Genomic DNA, 20,145 nt, shown 5'->3' on the forward strand with positions numbered 1-20,145 from the left:
CCGCGATAACAGTTGCTTTGAATGATTTATTTGGAAACTCGGTCAAAGCCGCTGCTATCGCGGTTCTTTTTGCTGTTTTAAGTGTAACGTTTCTATAAACATTAAACGTTTTCTGTGCAAGATGCACAAATTTGCACATTCAATATGGAATTAATTGACTATTGACTATAAAAACACGTAAAAATATAATACAAATATGCAAGGTGTAACGATACACCATATTTTTATAGGAGGATATGAAAATGGGTATTAAAAAACGTTTATTGGCCATGGGTATTGCCGCTACTACCTTACTGGGTACTCTGACAGCGTGTGGTGCACAGGAAGCTGCACCGGCAAGTGGCGGCTCAGCAACTGAGGCAACAACTGAAAAAGCCGAGACTGGTAGTGCTGAGACTACTACTGAAGCAGCTCCAGAAGGCGACGCAGCACAGGCAGCTATTGACGCCAGAAAAGCAGCAGCACAGGAGAGCGGAGAGTATCAGAAGGTAGTTGTTTCTTTCTTTGACTGGACAGGAGCACCTGCCGGTATAGACAGAGTTAATGAAGCAATCAGTGAGCACACAAGAGAGACTCTTGGTCTCGATGTTGAGCTTCTCATCATCGACTCTGCTGCTTATACAGACGATATCAAACTTATGCTTTCTTCTGGTGAACAGGTAGATCTCTTTTCTACTTGCGGACCCGGATACATGACTTGTGTTAACAATGGATATACAGCAGATCTTGAAGAAAATGATCTTCTGGCTACATATGGTAAGGAACTTAACGAGCTTATCAGACCTGACTATCTGGATGCCTGCAGAGTAGGCGGCAAATTATACGGAGTTCCACCAATCAAGGACTATGCTATTCAGACAGCATGTATTCTTATCGGTAAAGAATATCTTGATGGCGCAGGCTATGATCTTTCCAAGTTCAAGACTGATGACCTTGGATATTACAAGGCTACCTGGGATGATGTAGATGATATGTTTGCAGCAATCCATGAAGCTTTCCCTGACAAGACTGTTTACTCCACACAGGACAACCTTCTTACACAGGGAAGCTGCGTAGATAATATTGCCGGTGATTACTTCGGAACACTTCTTGATCCTGCTAACAGCTTAAAGATTGAAAATGTTTATGAGTCTGATCTTTTCAAAGAGTGGGCAGACAGAGCATACAGATGGAACCAGGCTGGATATATTTCAGGTGACGCTATGAGCGATAAGACTGGTGCTTCTGCAAGAATTAAGTCAGGCGCTTATATGGCAATGATGGCACAGGCTAAGCCTGCTTATCAGAACCAGATTAACGGTGAGTGTGGAAGAGATATGGTGATCTTTGATGTAGGTGACAGCTTCATGTCATCATCAGCTGTATCAGCATTCCCTTGGTGCATGAACCAGGCTACAGAGGATCCTGTAGCAGCTATGCAGGTATTAAATGCTCTTTACACAGATCCAGTTGTTGCTAACCTCGTATGCTGGGGCCAGGAAGGTGTTGAGTATAAGGTTAATGCTGATACATCAATCAACTGGGCAGATGGAGTAAACGCAGACAATTCAGAGTATTATCCTAACGTTCTCTGGATGATGCCAAACCAGTATGCAGCTCATGTTTGGGAAGGCGATCCTATTGATGTAGGTGAGCAGACAGCTAAGTTCAACGATAACTGCCCTGTAAAGTCTAAGGCACTTGGATTTACCTGGGATAACAGCGATTACGTTTCAGAGTTTACAGCTCTTAAGAATGCTTACGAAGAGTTCGGACCTCAGGTTGTATACGGATTCGTAGATCCTGAGACAGGACTTAAGCAGCTCAATGATGCACTTAAGGCTGCTGGACTTGAGGAATACATGACTGCTAAGCAGGCAGCTCTGGATGCATGGGCATCAGAGAATGGTATTAACTAAACTGAAAGCTTTGAATAACTGATTAAAAGAGCCAGCTGATTATTCGTAGCTGGCTCTTATACTAAAAAATGGTGTCAAAATGAGTAAAAAGAACAATTCGCAACCAAGTAAAAAGACATTGAAAAGAAGATTTATCCGGTACATTCCTTTATACATCATGGCTTTACCGGGGCTAATATATCTTTTTATAAACAATTATATGCCGCTCCCAGGCCTGGTTCTGGCGTTCAAGAAATACAATGCCAAGAAGGGCATATTTGGATCGGACTTTGTAGGCTTTAAGAATTTTAAATATCTGTTTGCTACCAAGGATGCGTTTATCATCACAAGGAACACGATATGCTACAACCTGGCATTTATCGTGGTAAATACGATACTGGCGGTCTTTGTGGCAATCCTTCTTGCTGAAATGACATCCAAGATAAAAAATCTCTATCAGTGCCTTATTCTTTTGCCGTTCATGATCTCCATGGTAATTGTAAGCTACCTTGTTTATGGATTTTTGTCTACTGATAACGGATTCATGAACAATACGCTACTGCCTCTTTTTGGAAAAGAGCCTGTCAACTGGTATATGGAAAAGAAATATTGGCCATTCCTACTGACATTTGTTAATGCCTGGAAGGTAATTGGCTACAACTCCATAATCTATATTTCAACAATTTTGGGAATAGACAGGGGAATATATGAGTCTGCAGCGATTGATGGTGCAGGAAAGTGGATGCAGATCCGGAAAATTACAATTCCTCTTCTTAAGCCAACAGTAATAATGCTTACACTGCTTGCTATTGGACGAATTTTCTATTCGGACTTTGGTCTGTTCTACCAGGTTCCTCAAAACCAGGGTGCACTTTTTGCAGTGACAAACACCATTGATACATACGTATACAGAGGTCTTTTGGAGCTGGGAGATATGTCCATGGCTTCTGCAGCAGGTCTGTATCAGTCATTGGTTGGCTTTGTGCTGATTCTTGGAGCCAACTATATGGTAAGCAGAATCGACAAAGACAGTGCATTATTTTAAGGAGCAGGATAGATGAAGGACGAGCAAAAATTTCAGATAATTGCACATGCTGTGATGATATTGCTATCAGTATTTGCAATTCTTCCTATGATTTTAATGGTGGTAAGCTCTTTTACCGATAACGACGTACTGATTGCTGAAGGATATAAATTCTGGCCTTCGAAGTGGTCAGTCTACGCCTACGAATACATTTTCAGTACAGGCAATTCCGTAGTTAGAGCATATGGAGTTTCAATAGTACTTACGCTGGTGGGAACTATTTTGTCTTTGACCATAACGACGATGCTTGCCTACACGATTTCCAAGGCGGATCTGCCGGGCAGAGGGCTTATCACATTTGTAATTGTGTTTTCAATGCTGTTTAATGGAGGACTGGTTCCTACATACATCATTTATACAAATGTATTCAACATTAAGAATACCTTTGCAGCACTTCTGATCCCTGGTCTGTTGATGAATGGATTCAACATCATGCTGATGAAATCCTACTTTGTATCCAGTATTCCGACGGAGATCCTGGATGCAGCCTTTATTGACGGAGCGGGCGAAACCATGACTTTCTGGAAAATCGTGATTCCGCTTTCTAAGCCAATAATGGCGACAATTGCGCTGTTTGCAGGTATAGCCTATTGGAATGACTGGATGAATGGTTATATCTATATAACGAAGAGAACAGATCTATACTCAGTTCAGAACCTGCTCAACAGAATGATGCAGAATATTCAGTTTCTGTCCCAGTCCAGTTCAAATGTGCAGAACGCGACAGCGGGTCTTTCGGCAATTCCTCTTGCGTCTGTAAGAATGGCAATGGCAGCGGTAGGTATTCTGCCTATCATGGTGATGTATCCTTTCGTTCAGAAGTATTTTGTAAAGGGCATTACTCTGGGCGGTGTAAAAGGTTGATCAGAAGTTGAACATAGAGAAGGCTTTAGAACACAAACTTTAGCAGAAAGAGAATAATATGACTAAACTATATATTAATCCGAACAGAAAAATGGGCCACATTAACCCTGAAATCCAGGGACATTTTTCGGAGCATTTGGGAAGATGCATATACGGGGGATTGTATGTGGGGGAGAATTCAGATATTCCCAATGTAAACGGAATGAGAAAAGATGTGGTTGAAGCTCTTAAAGAGATGAAAATACCTGTTCTTCGCTGGCCGGGGGGATGTTTTGCTGATGAGTATCATTGGAAAGACGGCATAGGAAAAAAAGAAAACAGGAAAAAGATGATCAATACTCACTGGGGCGGAGTAGTTGAGGACAACAGCTTTGGTACCCATGAGTTCATGGAGCTTTGCAGACAGCTTGGGTGCAAACCATATATCAACGGAAATATGGGTAGCGGTACTGTCAGAGAGATGAGTGAATGGATTGAATACATGACTCTTGATGGAGTTTCACCCATGGCAGATCTGCGAAAGGAAAACGGACAGGAGAAACCATGGAAGGTCGACTACTTTGGCGTAGGAAATGAAAACTGGGGATGCGGCGGAAATATGCTCCCTGAGTACTATGCTAATGAGTACAGAAGATATCAGACTTATCTCAGGAATTACAGCAAGGATCATTCCATATTTAAGATTGCCTGTGGACCCAACTCCGGCGACTATGAGTGGACAGATACCGTAATGAAGACCTGTTTCAAAAATTGTGGACCGAACCATGGCTTTATGGATGGTCTGTCGCTTCACTATTACACGGTACCGGGACCCTGGGAAAATAAGGGCTCAGCAACTGATTTTGATGTGGAAAGCTACTACCTCACACTGAAAAAGACACTGTTTATGGAAGAACTTATCTCAAGGCACACAGCAATCATGGATAAGTATGATAAGGATCATGAAGTTGGTCTTATTGTTGATGAGTGGGGAAACTGGTTCGATGTTGAGCCGGGCACAAATCCGGGATTCTTATATCAGCAGAATACTATAAGGGATGCGCTTGTTGCTGGAATAAATCTCAATATTTTCAATAAACACTGCGATAGGGTTAAGATGGCTAACATTGCACAGATAGCCAATGTTCTTCAGTCAGTGGTTCTTACTGAAGGCGAGAAGATGGTTAAAACTCCAACATATCACGTGTTTAATATGTACAAGTATCATCAGGACGCAGAGCTTGTGGAAAGCTCAGTTGAAACAGAACTCGTGGGAGTTGAAAAGGATAATATGGTACCAAACCTCACAGAATCTGCATCTTTAGATAAAGATGGTGTTCTCAACATTACGCTTACAAACCTTTCGGCAGATAAAGCTTATGATATCAGCGGAATACTGGTAGATACAAATTGTAAGTCGTTACAGGCAAAGATCCTTTCTGGTAAGATCAATGATCATAACACATTTGATGATCCGATGAGAGTAAAGACTGAGGAATTTAGTAATATTAAGCTTGCCAGTGGCAATCTGGAATTCACAATTCCGTCCAGCAGTGTAATGCTCATTCAGGTTCAGACCATATAAAGAAAAAAGAAGCAGAAGCTGAGGAAAACAGCTTCTGCTTTTTACAGTAATTTTATATATAATTTGCACTAAAAATCTTGTGAAAAATTTGACTTTGTAGTATAAATGAAGTATCGGCGCTAGTTTGCCGACATTTTTCTAGTGCATCTGCGAATTATCTGTATATTATATTTGCTGGTGTCAATATTCCGACAGGAACACTGATGACAGCATACGACATCAGATTATTCGTACAAAAAATTATAAGAGAAAAGAGGTTAACTAAATGGCAAACATCGATTTAACCAAGTATGGAATCACTGGTACAACTGAGATCGTCCACAATCCTTCTTACGATGATCTTTACACAGAGGAAATGAAGCCTGAACTTACTGGATACGAGAAGGGCGTTGACACAGAGCTTGGCGCTGTAAACGTTATGACAGGTATCTACACAGGTCGTTCACCTAAAGATAAGTACATCGTTATGGACGAGAACTCAAAGGACACTGTATGGTGGACATCTGACGAGTACAAGAATGACAACCATCCTATGAGCGAAGAGGTATGGGCAAAGGTTAAGGAGATCGCTAAGAACGAGCTTTGCAACAAGAGACTCTTTGTAGTTGACGCTTTCTGCGGAGCTAACAAGGACACTCGTATGGCAGTTCGTTTCATCGTTGAGGTTGCTTGGCAGGCTCACTTCATTAAGAACATGTTCATCGTTCCTACAGAGGAAGAGCTTGCAAACTTCGAGCCTGATTTCGTAGTTTATAATGCTTCCCTTGCTAAGGTTGATGACTATAAGGCACTTGGTCTTAACTCTGAGACTTGCGTAGCATTCAACATCACAAGCCGTGAGCAGGTTATCATCAACACATGGTACGGCGGAGAAATGAAGAAGGGTATGTTCTCAATGATGAACTACTACCTTCCTCTTAAGGGAATTGCTTCTATGCACTGCTCAGCTAACACAGATATGAACGGTGAGAACACAGCAATCTTCTTCGGTCTTTCAGGAACAGGTAAGACAACACTTTCAACAGATCCTAAGAGACTTCTTATCGGTGATGACGAGCACGGCTGGGACGACAACGGAGTATTCAACTTCGAGGGCGGCTGCTATGCTAAGGTTATCGGGCTTGATAAGGATTCAGAGCCTGATATCTACAACGCTATCAAGAGAGATGCTCTTTTAGAGAACGTTACAGTTGACGGCGCTGGAAAGATTGACTTTGATGATAAGAGCGTAACAGAGAACACTCGTGTATCTTATCCTATCAACCACATTAAGAACATCGTTCTTAACGTACACCCTACATCATCAGGTCCTGCAGCTCAGAACGTTATCTTCCTTTCAGCTGATGCTTTCGGAGTACTTCCTCCAGTATCAATCCTGACACCTGAGCAGACACAGTACTACTTCCTGTCAGGCTTCACAGCTAAGCTTGCTGGAACAGAGAGAGGAATCACAGAGCCTACACCTACATTCTCAGCTTGCTTCGGCCAGGCATTCCTTGAGCTTCATCCTACAAAGTACGGTGAGGAGCTCGTTAAGAAGATGCAGAAGTCTGGCGCAAAGGCTTACCTTGTTAATACAGGTTGGAACGGCACAGGCAAGAGAATCTCCATCAAGGATACTCGTGGAATCATCGACGCAATCCTTAACGGTGATGTAAACAAGGCTGAGACAAAGAAGATCCCGATCTTCGATTTCGAAGTTCCTACATCTCTTCCTGGAGTTGATCCTGCAATCCTTGATCCTAGAGATACATATGCTGATGCTTCTGAGTGGGAGACAAAGGCTAAGGATCTTGCAGAGAGATTCATCAAGAACTTCAAGAAGTATGAAGGCAATGACGCTGGTAAGGCTCTTGTAGCAGCTGGCCCAAAGCTTTGATCTGAATCAGATAATTTATAAAACAAATGAGGCACTACGTCTTTTCTGACGTAGTGCCTTTTCGTATAATACTATTAGTGATTTTCGGGAGGGTTTGAACATTTCTTATGGAGAAGAAAAGAGAGTACTATCTGGATATTGCCAAGGTTGCATCCATGATAGGGGTTATAGTGGTTCATACAGGTGCAATAAGCTGGTATGAGGCACCATTTGGGGTTTATCCCTGGGGAGTATTAAATGTTTTTGATATGCTGGGAAGGTTCAGTGTCCCGGTCTTTTTGATGATCAGTGGATATCTGTTTTTAAACCCGCAAAGACCGGTAAATTCCTCTGATATATTCAAAAGATACATACCAAGACTTCTTTGTGCATTCTTTTTCTGGTCGTTTCTGTATGCGCTTATTACCAGCGGCTTTATGACCTCAAGATCCTTAGCAGGCGGTGTCGGAGAAAAGCTTTTACATGATACATCGGCGGGAAGATATCACATGTGGTATATCTTTACCATAGCAGGGCTTTATATCATTACACCTGCGCTAAGGCCGGTGGCTGCGGACAGAAAGGCCATGAGATATTTCCTGTTGACCTCATTTATCTTAACTTATCTTATTCCTACACTTCAGTTAATCCCGATAGTATCGAAGTATACATTTTGGCTAACCGGAAGATTTGACTTGTCTCACATTTCAGGATATGTTCTTTATTATCTCGCCGGATACTATTTTGGAACGGAAGACCTGAGCCCAAAACAAAGAAAGATAATTTATGCCTTTGGTATAGGCTCGGCACTTATCATGTTTGTGGTGGTTTCAGTTATGATCATCAGCCAACAGTATCCGGCTCATACCTACCATGAATATACAAACGCCGGAATGCCACTCTTTGGCCTCTCTGCCTTTGTCTTTTTCAGATATAGATTTAAGGATGTGGACCCTGACACGAAAATAATGAGAGCCATAATACAGCTATCCAAAATGAACCTTGGCATATACCTGGTTCACGACTTTGGCCTTATTGCATTCAGAAAGATTGGCTTAAAGCCAGTAATGGTAGCGCCTTTTATAATGCTTCCTATAATGGCACTTGCAGATTATGCGATATCATTTTGCATTGTATTTGTGATCAGTCATATACCGGTGTTAAAAAAGTGGATAATATAAAAACAAAGCGACATGTAGGATTATTACATGTCGCTTTTGCTTTGTATGTATTCTCTTGGACTATGGCCATCAACTTTTTTGAAGACCTTGGAGAAGTAGTAAGCTGACTCAAAACCGAGAGCATCTGCAACTTCGTAGATCTTCATGTCACCGGACAATAGCATTTCCTTTGCCCTGTCTATTTTTTTTGTATAAACGTATTCTGAAAATCCGGTTTCAGTATTTCTTTTAAATAGAACTGACAGATAAGCCGGGGAAAGACCAAAGACCTCAGCAACTTCGTTAAGCTGAAGCTTGCCGTTTAGGTTGTCATCTATGTATTCCTGAATGGCGGTGATAAGCTTATCTTTACCGGAGCGGCGGTTGCTTCCTACAATATGGCTAAAGAGTCTGATGGGATTAGTGTTGTCTGCCTGTTGCTGTGCTGTCTTGGCTTCATCGAAGGACACGGGGATGTCTATAGGCGTGGATACGGCAGAGCCTATGCCAAAGGTGAGTGTGGCCTTGAAATAGCTGGTTATCATGGTCCTGGCATTTTCTAGAGCTTCTGTTATAAGATCCATGGTCCCGGCTACAGGTTTATCTTCAGTAAAAGAGAAAACCACTGCAAAATGCTGCAGATCGATTGAAACAATCTGACAAGGGGCGTGTCGTGATATGATCTCTTTTGCCATGCTTATACTGGAGGAATAGATATCCAGCGCTTCTGAGGTGAAGGAATCTCCGCCGGATGCTGGGACATCAGAGCTTATTTCACAAAAGACCACAATATAACGGTTGAAGTCAAAGGAAAGATTAAGCTTTGCTGCCTCTGAAAGAAGGGCCTCCTGGGAAAGCACTTGGTGATTAAAGAGTTTAAGCATGAGTTTTTGTCTTAGGTCTTCAAGAGAACTATTACTGCTGGTCTTAGGCAATTCTGCAGCAGGTTTTACCTTGTCAACTCTCTGGATTGCCTTTGTTATGGCTGCTGAAAGGGTGTTGGGATTAAGCTCTATTTTTACCAGATAATCCACCGCATCGTAAACAATGGCCTGTCTTGCCATCTCAAATTCTTCATAAGCAGTCAGCATGATAAATGCCGGAACGGAACCGTACTTGTTGTGAGATTTGCTAAGGAGCTCAAGGCCTGTCATAACCGGCATACGAATATCAGCGATGACAATATCCGGGGGATTTTGAGAGATAATATCCCAGGCCTCCTGCCCATTGGAGGCAGTTCCTATTATTTCTATGGTATCTGTGTGGTCTTTTGCCAGCATGGTTTTTAATCCGATCTGTACCAGTGGTTCGTCATCCACAATTAGTAATCTGTACATTTTGTTTCCTCTTCAAATGGAAGTACAAAGCTCATGGTGGTGAACTTGTTTTCTTCACTTGTAATCTTTATTCCGTACTTTTCTCCGAAGGTATATTTTATCCTTTCGTTGACGTTTACGACACCAATCTGTTTGAAGAATTCTGTAGAAGTCTGACTCCGCCCGCTAAAGATCTCTTCAATTGATTCCCGGCTCATGCCTACGCCATTGTCTGTCACATCGATAATGACGTTTCCGTCTTGTTTGTAGGTGTGGATAGTTATCTTTCCGGCACTTCCTTTGGGTTCTATCCCATGGAAAATGGCATTTTCTATAATGGGCTGAAGAGAGAACCGATTTATCTTTTGCTGAAGAAGAGATTCTTCCTCAGTTATGTATTCAAGGTCGATGGTTCCTCCGTAGCGGTATTTCATTATGGTAAAATAGTCATCCACCAAAGAGAATTCATCACTTATGGGAATAAGGTCCTTGGTGCTTTTTGAAATGTTTTTCATCAGGCGGGAAAGAGAGGTAGACATGTCTGCAATGCCCTCCGAGCCCTGAATAGTAGCCATCCATTTGATGGTGTTTAAGGTGTTGTATAAAAAGTGGGGATTAATCTGTGACTGGAGGATCTGATACTCCATGTCATGTCTGGTCTTTTCGTCAACCAGCCTCTTTTCCATAAGATCTGAGACGTTTTCCGACAGGTTGTTGATGCCTCTGCCAATCTCGCCAAGCTCGTTGTCCCACTCAATCTTCTCGTCCCTGGAAAAATCGCCCTGTCCTATTTTATCAAGACGACTTATCAGCCTGTCAACCGGGCGGTTTATTGTCCGATGCAGGGAGATGCTCAGGATAACACCTGCAAAAAGGATCACAAGGAAGATTGCAATTATAAGGAGCTTATAGGAGCGCATCCTTCCCTCAAGGGCAGCTCTGGAGGGAAGGTAGGATATGGTCCATCCGGTATCCGGAAGAACGTAAGATATGGCATCTGCGGGAACAGTGTCTTTTACCAGGTCAAAAGAGCTATACCTGTAGGTACTGCCCTTGCTAAAGGTGATATACAGGGCGTCATCCTCTGTCAAAACGAAACTTTTAAAGGAATTTATGATAACTGAGATGGGGATATCCATATAGACCCATCCGATGATCTGAGAAGATGAAGAGCTGTAGATTGGCCTTACTATAGGAAGGATATTTGGAGTTCCCGTCCTGCTAAGGGGATTTGGGAAAAAGCCATCCCACCTGAAGGTCTGATCGGTGATGTGGGCTTCAAAAAATTCGGAATCCATAATAGTCATGGGGACACTTGCTATGGACTGGGCATCTCCTTTGGAAATGGCCTGCAGAAACCGAGTGCCGTTAGGCGTTGTGATGACAACTCTTTCAACCTCATTTCTTACACCAACAATGTTAAATTCATTGTTAAGATGGTTCCAGGCATTGACTGAGAGTTTCCTTCCGGACTGAAGGTCCGTTGCATAGGCCTTGTCTACAGTGCGAAGATAGTTGCTGATGGTACTGTCGAGACATATCCAGTTGGAAAAGGTAAGGACAGTATTGATATCTGAGTCCAGTTCATTACCAAGGACATGGATATTTGTAAGGGCTGACTGATATTGATTTTCCCTAAGGTATCTGGCAGAGAGAATATAGCTGGCAGTTGCAACTGAGAGAGCAATAAGAAGGGCAAAGCCAACAGCCCATATTACGATTTTGTTTCTGATAGAGTGTTTTTTGGTATGCATAGGTATATATTAGAGCAGTGGACTTATAAAGAAAATACAGTTTTATATAAAAAAAATGCATTTTTTTGACAACAAGAGTTAAAGAATGTGCATTCATTGAATTATAAAGAAAATATAAACTGATTACATAACAAACATGCCGCGCGTAAGCGGTACTTTTAGAGGGAGGTTTATATGAAAAAGAGAATTCTTAGCTCTTTACTTGCCATGACTATGGTTGTTGCAAGTATCACTGGTTGCGGAGCAGCAGCTGAGCAGGCTCCTGCAGCAGACACAACAGCACAGACAGAAACAAAGACTGAAGAAGCAGCTCCTGCAGACAATACTCAGGCAGCAGCAGAGACTACTGAGACAGCATCTGATGAGCCTGTAACACTTAAGTGGGCACTTTGGGATGTATCCAGCACAGTTTATTATCAGCCACTTATCGATGCTTATACAGCAGCTCATCCCAATGTAACAATCGAGATGGTTGACCTTGGATCAACAGATTACAGCACGGTTCTTGGAACACAGCTTTCAGGAGCAGGATCTGACTTTGATGTAGTAACAATTAAGGACGTTCCCGGATATGTATCACTGGTTAACAAGGGCGTTCTTGAGCCCCTTAATGACCGCATCGCAGCAGATGGCGTTGACCTTTCACTCTACAACGGAGTAACAGATCAGGTAACAATAGACGGAAGTCTTTATGAGCTTCCTTTCAGATCAGACATCTGGGTTCTCTTCTACAACAAGGATATCTTCGACAAGGCCGGTGTAGACTATCCTACAAATGATATGACCTGGGAAGAGTACGACAAGCTTGCAAGAAGCGTAACAGATACTACTCCTGGTGCTGAGGTTTACGGTTCTCACTACCACACCTGGAGATCAACAATCCAGCTTGATGGTATCCTTGATGGTAAGCACACAATCGTTGATGGCAACTATGATTTCACAAAGCCATATTACGAGATGGTTCTTGCACAGCAGAAAGATGGCGTTTGCATGGATTATGCAACACTTAAGACACAGGGACTTCATTACTCAGCAGCATTTGCACAGGGTAACGTAGCAACAATGAACATGGGATCATGGTTCATTGCAACACTTATCCAGAAGATCAAAGACGGCGAGTACACAGACTGCACAAACTGGGGTATTGTTAAGTATCCTCACGCTGATGGTGTAGAGGCTGGTTCAACTCTTTCAACAATCACAGCTCTTTCAATTCCTACATCAGCACCTAACAAGGATGCAGCTTGGGATTTCGTTAAGTTTGTAAGCGGAGCTGAGGGCGCAGAGGTTATGGCTTCTACAGGTAATATCCCAGCTATGACAAACAAGACAATCGTAGATATCATCGCTTCTATGGATGGATTCCCAACAGATGATGCTTCAAAGGAAGCACTTATCACTAGCCACACATACCTTGAGATGCCTGCAAATGACAAGTCATCAGAGATTGAGACAGTACTCAACGAGCAGCATGACCTTATCATGAATGAAGAAGTTAGTGTTGATGATGCTATCGCAGCAATGAACGAGGGTGTTCAGGCTGTACTTGCACAGTAATAAATAATCAGATACTTAAGACAGAGCACTTGAATATCAAGAAGGCTTGAGTTCAAGTGCTCTTTTTAGGTGAAACGCTATTAAAGGAAAAACGAGGAAACAAACATGGCTGCAGGAATTACTGCTATGGAAAAGAATATGAAGAGGCGCCAGCGAAAAAGAAATCTCGTAGCTTATTCTTTTATTGCGCCGAATTTCATCGGGTTTGCTGTATTTACCCTTGGACCTATCGTTCTTGCTCTGCTCATGTCTTTTGCTGAGTGGGATGGAAGTAATGCGATGAAGTTTGTCGGACTAGACAACTTCGTTCAGATCTTTTCAGATGACAGATTCACTTCTGCTCTGAAAAATACAATAGTCTATAGTATCTTTACCGTCCCGATAACGCTGATCATGGCTTTGGGACTGGCAATCTTGCTTAATCAGAAGATAAAGGGAACCAACTTTTTCAGGACAGTTGCCTTCTTCCCTTATGTTGCTTCACTGGTAGCTGTAGCTGCTGTATGGAACATGCTCTTTACACCAGCTAAGGGCGGAATTGTGAATCAGCTTCTTATGAATGTATTTCATGCGCAGCCTCTTAAATGGGCTGCTTCATCAAGTACTGTTATGTTGACAATTATCATGTTCTCCGTTTGGAAGAATATGGGTTACTATATGGTGATCTACCTGGCGGGGCTTCAGGGAATAAGTGAGGATCTCTACGAGGCAGCTTCTTTGGATGGAGCTAATGCCTGGCAGAAATTTAGGCATATTACTGTTCCACAGCTTAAGCCCACCACATTTTTCGTAACTATAATGCTTACTATCAACTGCTTCAAGGTATATGACATAGTTTATATGCTGGCCGGAGGCTCCAATGGTGTTGTAAATAAGAGCGCCATCGTTCTTGTTTACTATATCTATGAAGAGGCCTTCAGGAACTGGAAGCTGGGAAGAGCTTCTGCATCAGCATTGGTGCTCTTTGCCATAGTGCTTGCTGTTACACTCATCCAGTTCAAGGGTGAGAAGAACTACGCCAACGACTGATGGGGAGGAATAAAAGTGAAGAGCAAAAAGAACAACAGAATCATAGGACAGATCATTGTCTATGCGCTGCTCATCCTTTTGGCCATGATGATGCTTGTGCCATTCCTTTGGATGATCTCCGCATCACTGAAATTTAACAAGGACGTATTTGTAATACCCTTTGAGTGGATACCCAAAGCCCCCAGATGGCAAAATTATATTGATATCTGGACCAAGATCCCTCTGGCAAAATTCACATTAAATACTGCTAAACTGACAGTTATCGTTACACTGCTTCAGTTGTTTACATCTAGCTTTGCTGCCTATGCATTTGCTAAACTGGAGTTCAAGGGAAGAAACATATTGTTCCTGGCATATGTTGCAACAATAGCTGTTCCATGGCAGGTATACATGGTTCCTCAGTTTATGTTTATGAGAAACCTGGGCCTGGCAGATACACATCTTGCCATTATCATTCTTCAGGCCTTCTCCGCCTTTGGAGTATTTCTTATGAGACAGTTTTACGAGGGAATCCCGGACTCACTTTGTGAGGCTGCAAGGATCGATGGTATGTCTGAATATGAGATATATGCAAAGATTATGCTGCCCCTGTCAAAGCCTGCTTTGTCTACCCTTATCATATTTACCTTTGTAAATACCTGGAATGACTTCCTTGGACCCCTTATCTATCTCACAACTGAGTCCAAGAAAACTCTCCAGATAGGACTGAAGATGTTTATTTCACAGTACTCTGCTGAGTATGGCCTTATCATGGCAGCATCAGTACTGTCGCTTATTCCGGTGTTTATAGTTTTCATTTCACTTCAGAAATACTTTGTTGCCGGAATCACAGCCGGTTCAGTAAAGGGATAATACCATGGCAAAAGAGATTTCTCAAAGACATCTGGTTTTGGAATACTTTCAGAAAACGCGCTCACTGTGCGCGTTTTCTTTGTGTCCTGATATTAGTAAAAGAGATGCATATGACTCTTTCCCTGATGATCTTAAATTGAAGCTGATAGCTGCGGGAGAGAATGAAAAAGAAAAACCCTGGTCAGTAATTCTTTTGTCTGATTATCTTGAGTTTTCAAAAAACGGAAACCGTGTAAGATTTGAGGAGCTTTATTTTTCCAGAAGAAGAAAGCTAAACAGCCTTATTATGGCGGAGATGGTTGAGAACAGAGGAAGATTTCTTGAGGCTATTCTTGATGGTATCTACCTTATTCTTGAGGAGAGCTCCTGGTGTCTTCCTGCTCATAACACCCATGTCAGGGACGCTAAGCAGCAGGAAATGCCTGATGTTCTTCACCCAATCATTGATCTTTTTGGCGCTGAGACAGGAGCTCTTTTGGCCTTTGCAGAGTATCTTTTAAGGCCGGTCCTAAATAAAAAGAATCCTGACATTAGCGCACTTATCAATAAGAGACTGGAGGAAAGAATTTTTAAGCCTTACAGTGAGGAGCATTTCTGGTGGATGGGAGATGGTAAACATCCCATGTGCAACTGGACACCCTGGTGCACACAGAATGTGCTTTTGTGTGCCCTCACAAGACCTGAGGGATTTTTTAGCGAAGCAGAGATAAGAAAGTATCTTGAAAGTGCCGCCATATCACTGGACTATTTTCTTGATGAGTACGGTGATGATGGATGCTGTAATGAAGGTGCCCAGTACTATTCCCATGCAGGCCTTTGCCTCTTTGGAGCTTTGTACCTGATGGTAGATGCTTTAAGAGGAACCGACTTTGAGGATATCTTTGGAGAAGAGCTTATCAGGAATATTGCAGGTTATATAGTTCGCATGAACGTCTCGGATAACAGATACATTAATTTTGCTGACTGCGCTGCCATCTGCCCAAGAAGAACGGCAAGGGAATATCTTTTTGGAAGATACTGTAAGGATGAAGTGTTGACTGCCTTTGCTGCGGCGGACTTCAGGAGGGAAAGCGAAGAAGGAAAGTTGCTTCCTGAAGAGATAAATCTCTTTTACCATGTGATCCAAGCCTTTAATTATGAAGAGATGGAAAAGTATCCGGAAAGCGACGTTTTGTGCACAGACGCCTTTTATGAAAGTACAGGCCTGATGATTGGCAGGGACGAAACTTATGTCCTGGCTGCCAAGGCAGGAAATAATGCTGACAGCCATAACCATAACGATGTGGGGTCCTTTACAATTTATAAAAATGGTAAGCCCCTTATTATAGATCTTGGCGTCGGAACCTACACAAAGCAGACTTTTTCTGAAAAGAGATATGAGCTGTGGACCATGCAGTCCCAGTTCCACAACGTTCCTACGTTTATAAAAAATGATACGGAAATAAAAATAAGTCATCTTGGAAAGAACCCTGCTGAGGACTACTATGATGATAGTATAGTGATGCAAAGGGATGGGCAGGAGTTTGAGGCAGATAAAGTGGAATTCCAATCCGGAACCTGTGATACTTCTGATGGAAAACCATACCAAAGGTCCTGTCTGAATATGGATATAGCCGGGGCTTATAAGAATCCTTTGGTAAAGAACTACAGAAGATCTGTAGAACTAAAAAAGGGCCAGGGTGTTGTAGTTACTGATGAATATGAAGGAGAGATGACAGCTCTTTTAACTCTTATGACCTATGAAAGGCCTTATCCGAAATCTTCTAAAGACGACAGGCTTGATATAAAGCTTGGGGACCTTGGACAGGTTCTGGTAACAGGCGGAAGCCTAGAGGAGATACAGACCTTTCCCATAGAGGATGAGAGGCTTAAGTTATCCTGGGAGCATGAAGTGTACAGGGTGCTTATAAGGATGGGGCAGGAGCATAAGACTACACTGGAAATATCGTGACCGGAATAGATACATGAAATATGTGCAAACATAAGGAAAATAGATACATAATCGAGGCAGAAAGGAAAAGAATGAGAACGTTGACAGATACAGAAAAAGCCTGGGTTCAAGAGACTCTGGAAAAGATAGAGAAAAAGATAATCCCAGTGACGGAAAGAAACAGGGACAGGATTCCCTACACTACGATAGATGGAAGATTTGACGACAAGAGCATCTCAGACCCCTGTTGGTGGACCAACGGATTTTGGGGTGGAGTGATGTGGCAGCTATATGCTTTGACAGGAAATGAAATGTTCAGACTAGAAGCCATTGGCGTCGAAGAGAAGCTGGACCAAAACCTTATGAGTACCCAGGGGCTGGACCACGACAACGGCTTTAAGTGGCTGCCCACCTCGGTTATCAGATACAAACAGGAAAAGAATGAAGAATCTCTTAATCGGGCGATGCTGGCTGCAAACAATATGGCAGGAAGGTTTAACCTGGCAGGAAACTTTATAAGAGCCTGGAATAATTGGGATGACGTTGACAGAAGGGGATTTGCAATCATTGACTGCATGATGAATCTGCCGCTTCTTTACTGGGCTTCAGAGGAGACCACAGATCCAAGATTTAAGATGATAGCAGTTGCTCACGCAGATACGGCCCTTAAGTCGTTCATAAGGGAGGACGGATCAGTTAATCACATCGTGGTATTCGATCCATTCACAGGAAAGCAGGAGGGAACTTTAGGAGGCCAGGGCTACGGCGAGGGTTCTTCCTGGACAAGAGGACAGAGTTGGGGAATCTACGGCTTTGCTCTATCCTACCGTTACACCGGGGAAAAGAAATATCTGGAGGCTTCAAAGAAGATCGCAGACTATGTGCTGTCTGCCATGCCTGAAAGCTTCCTGGTTCCGATAGATTACAGACAGCCAAAGGAAGTGTCCTTGGAAGATAGCACGGCTGCAGCCATAACAGCTTCAGGTCTAATTGAACTGGCGGGGCTTTTAGATGAGGACTCAGACAAATATCTTGATGGGGCATTAAAGCTCCTTAAGACTTTGGATGAGAAGCGCTGCAACTGGAGTCTTGATACAGATAACCTGTTGGAAAAATGTGCAGTTGACTATCACGGAGACGGACACAACATGTCCATCATCTACGGTGATTACTATTTTATAGAAGCGCTTATGAAATTATCGGGTAAAGCCTTAAGGATTTTCTGATGAGGCAAGGAGAAGAAGATGGTATTCACACCTACAAGTACTGATTATGAGCTTAGCCCCTATACAGGGCTTACGAGAGATAGCTGGATAGAAGCAGCAAAGTACCTGCTTTCGGGAGTTTTTAATAATCTGAAATCCATAGAAGATCCTGTGGTCATGCCAAGATATGAGACAAAGATCACTTACCCGCAGCCAGGGGACCCTGAGTGGAGGACAAAGGCGGAAATATTTGAAGGGCTGGCAAGATCTTTTTTCATAGCTGCGCCACTAGTACATATTGATCCAGAGCTTACATTAAATGGAATAAATGTAAGGGATTACTATGCTAAGCAGGTGCTATACGCAGTAACTCCCGGGGAAAAGAACTATGTGCTGAACTTCACGGATATGAAAAGTGGCGATGACAGTGGTAATCTTTTTGCCACATACCAGCAGACTGTTGAAACTGCAGCGCTGGTGATCTGCCTGTGGCTTTCAAAGGATGAGATCTGGGACAGATATAGCAAGGAAGAAAAGGACAGGATTGCAGCCTTTTTATCAGACTTTGCACATTCCAATACCGTTCCCCAAAACTGGCGCCTTTTTAATATGCTGGATATGGCCTTTTTGTACATGAACGGCTATGAGATAGATGAGGATATCATGAGGGATCACGCCCAGAACATTCTCCACTACTACGTTGGAGATGGCTGGTACAGGGACGGACATTCCTTTGATTACTACTCCTGCTGGGCCTTCAACATGTACACAGCCATCTGGAACAACTGGTACGGATACGAGAAGGAGCCCTATATTGCTGAAAGGTTCGAAGAAAACTCCAATGAGCTCATGAAGACCTATCCCTACTTCTTCGACAGGGACGGTTTTACCAACATGTGGGGCAGGAGCGGGATTTACAGAAATGCTGCCACTAGCTCTTTTGACGGAAATCTCCTTATGAGAAATTCTTCAATAGATCCGGGCCAGGCAAGAAGGATCTGTTCCGGGTCACTGTTACAGTTCCTTACAAGAGATGACTTTTTGTGGGAGGGTGTACCTACTCTTGGATTCTATGGGCCTTTTTCACCGCTACTCCAGGGGTATTCCTGCGCAGAATCCCCGTTCTGGCTGGCGAAAGCTCTTTTGTGCCTGCATCTTCCAAAGGATCATCCCTTCTGGACGGCTAAGGAAAACAACGGACTATGGGATGAGCTTAAGGAAAATGAAACAAAGGTGTGGACCCTGGACGGCCCTGGACTTTGCATGGCTAACCATCAGGCAAACGGAATAACTGAACTTAGGACCGGGAAGGTTGTGAAAAACAAGGCCGATGATCATGGAATGAACAACTATTCCAAGCTTGTCTATAATACCAAATTCCCTTGGGAGGCAACGGTCAGTGATGAGGTTGAGTCCCAGCAGTATGTGGGAAAGTACACAGATGAGGGGAAGACGATCAAGGGAAATGTGACCTACTGGGCAGGAGAGAAGGACCAGGTTTTGTACAGGAGGCAGTTCTTTGATTATGACATGGATAATGAGTGTCACTGGATGACTGCCATTGATCTGGCTGACTTTGCCGTTCCCTACGGAATCATAAGAGCAGATAAGATCCGTATGTTCAGACGACCTATAGAGTTTACCCTTGGAGCCTTTGGCTTCCCAGACAACGGAACAGAAGTTATCTATAAAGAGAAGGATGGCTTCAGGGCAGTAGTGCTCAAGGGACATGACCATACAGGAAAAGAAAAACAGATGGCATTTACTATATTTGCCGGCTGGGATAGCATTGAACGGATCGACTCTGAAGGGACAAATCCTGACAGCAAAAAATCAGTGGTGATGTATGCAAAGACCAAAAGAAACAAGCAGTATGGTTACGAGCCTTACTTCCTTATTTCACAGATCGTCACAAAGGAATCGCTTAAGGATTTTTCGGAGGATGAAATATTCCCCATAGCAAGAATTGAATATACGGATTCCCAGAAATGCGGCGGATACGGACCTGTAAAGATTTATTTAAAGAACGGAGAAGTAAGAGTTATCGATTTTTACGGCATTGAGGGAATGTTCTCGGTATAAGTGGTGAGATAAA

Annotated in this window: 14 protein-coding genes; 12 read left to right on the top strand and 2 right to left on the bottom strand. The window is 42.9% G+C overall.

The annotated features are described in order from the left end of the window. Window positions 1-242: 242 nt before the first annotated feature. From BO18_RS08120 to BO18_RS08145, 6 genes are all read left to right on the top strand, one after another. Window positions 243-1,898 (top strand): ABC transporter substrate-binding protein, encoded by a 1,656-nt coding sequence (locus BO18_RS08120; protein ID WP_034445234.1) that lies wholly within the window; start codon window positions 243-245, stop codon window positions 1,896-1,898. A 157-nt stretch (window positions 1,899-2,055) separates the two neighbouring features. Further along, the gene (locus BO18_RS08125) at window positions 2,056-2,922 is read left to right on the top strand and encodes an ABC transporter permease (RefSeq protein WP_081860959.1); all 867 of its coding nucleotides are present in this window, start codon (window positions 2,056-2,058) and stop codon (window positions 2,920-2,922) included. Between the two features lie 12 nt (window positions 2,923-2,934). After that, window positions 2,935-3,825, top strand: coding sequence for a carbohydrate ABC transporter permease (locus BO18_RS08130; RefSeq protein ID WP_034445241.1), 891 nt, complete (start codon window positions 2,935-2,937; stop codon window positions 3,823-3,825). A 58-nt stretch (window positions 3,826-3,883) separates the two neighbouring features. Then, window positions 3,884-5,389 carry an alpha-N-arabinofuranosidase gene (locus BO18_RS08135; protein ID WP_034445244.1) on the top strand — a complete coding sequence of 502 codons (1,506 nt, stop codon included), beginning with the start codon at window positions 3,884-3,886 and terminating at the stop codon, window positions 5,387-5,389. Window positions 5,390-5,654: 265 nt separating this feature from the next. After that, window positions 5,655-7,268, top strand: a complete 1,614-nt coding sequence (gene pckA, locus BO18_RS08140; protein ID WP_034445246.1) for a phosphoenolpyruvate carboxykinase (ATP) — start codon at window positions 5,655-5,657, stop codon at window positions 7,266-7,268. 107 nt (window positions 7,269-7,375) lie between these two features. Next, window positions 7,376-8,428: an acyltransferase gene (locus tag BO18_RS08145; RefSeq protein ID WP_034445248.1), complete on the top strand. Its 1,053-nt coding sequence runs from the start codon at window positions 7,376-7,378 to the stop codon at window positions 8,426-8,428. Between the two features lie 23 nt (window positions 8,429-8,451). On the opposite strand, the gene BO18_RS08150 is transcribed toward BO18_RS08145, so the two are convergent. Both BO18_RS08150 and BO18_RS32545 read right to left on the bottom strand, forming a co-directional pair. Then, window positions 8,452-9,744, bottom strand: coding sequence for a response regulator (locus tag BO18_RS08150; RefSeq protein WP_034445250.1), 1,293 nt, complete (start codon window positions 9,742-9,744; stop codon window positions 8,452-8,454). Further along, complete coding sequence (locus tag BO18_RS32545) at window positions 9,729-11,477, bottom strand: sensor histidine kinase (protein ID WP_051688577.1); 1,749 nt, start codon at window positions 11,475-11,477, stop codon at window positions 9,729-9,731. Before BO18_RS32545 ends, BO18_RS08150 begins: the two co-directional genes overlap by 16 nt. 174 nt (window positions 11,478-11,651) lie before the next feature. On the opposite strand from BO18_RS32545, the gene BO18_RS08160 reads away from it, so the two are divergent. The 6 genes from BO18_RS08160 to BO18_RS08185 all read left to right on the top strand — a co-directional run bounded on the left by BO18_RS08160 (window position 11,652) and on the right by BO18_RS08185 (window position 20,132). Next, a complete protein-coding gene (locus BO18_RS08160; RefSeq protein WP_034445252.1) occupies window positions 11,652-13,034 on the top strand; it encodes an ABC transporter substrate-binding protein in 1,383 nt (460 codons plus the stop codon). A 105-nt stretch (window positions 13,035-13,139) separates the two neighbouring features. Further along, the gene (locus BO18_RS08165; RefSeq protein ID WP_034445255.1) at window positions 13,140-14,063 is read left to right on the top strand and encodes a carbohydrate ABC transporter permease; all 924 of its coding nucleotides are present in this window, start codon (window positions 13,140-13,142) and stop codon (window positions 14,061-14,063) included. A gap of 84 nt (window positions 14,064-14,147) precedes the next feature. After that, complete coding sequence (locus BO18_RS08170; RefSeq protein ID WP_185752446.1) at window positions 14,148-14,915, top strand: carbohydrate ABC transporter permease; 768 nt, start codon at window positions 14,148-14,150, stop codon at window positions 14,913-14,915. Between the two features lie 4 nt (window positions 14,916-14,919). Further along, window positions 14,920-16,866, top strand: a complete 1,947-nt coding sequence (locus BO18_RS08175; protein ID WP_051688578.1) for a heparinase II/III domain-containing protein — start codon at window positions 14,920-14,922, stop codon at window positions 16,864-16,866. A 71-nt stretch (window positions 16,867-16,937) separates the two neighbouring features. After that, on the top strand, window positions 16,938-18,071 hold the full coding sequence (locus BO18_RS08180) for a glycoside hydrolase family 88 protein (RefSeq protein ID WP_034447165.1): 1,134 nt from the start codon (window positions 16,938-16,940) through the stop codon (window positions 18,069-18,071). A gap of 18 nt (window positions 18,072-18,089) precedes the next feature. Beyond that, the gene (locus tag BO18_RS08185; RefSeq protein ID WP_034445259.1) at window positions 18,090-20,132 is read left to right on the top strand and encodes a DUF2264 domain-containing protein; all 2,043 of its coding nucleotides are present in this window, start codon (window positions 18,090-18,092) and stop codon (window positions 20,130-20,132) included. The last annotated feature ends 13 nt before the right edge of the window (window positions 20,133-20,145 follow it).

Source organism: Butyrivibrio sp. AE2032, assembly GCF_000702965.1.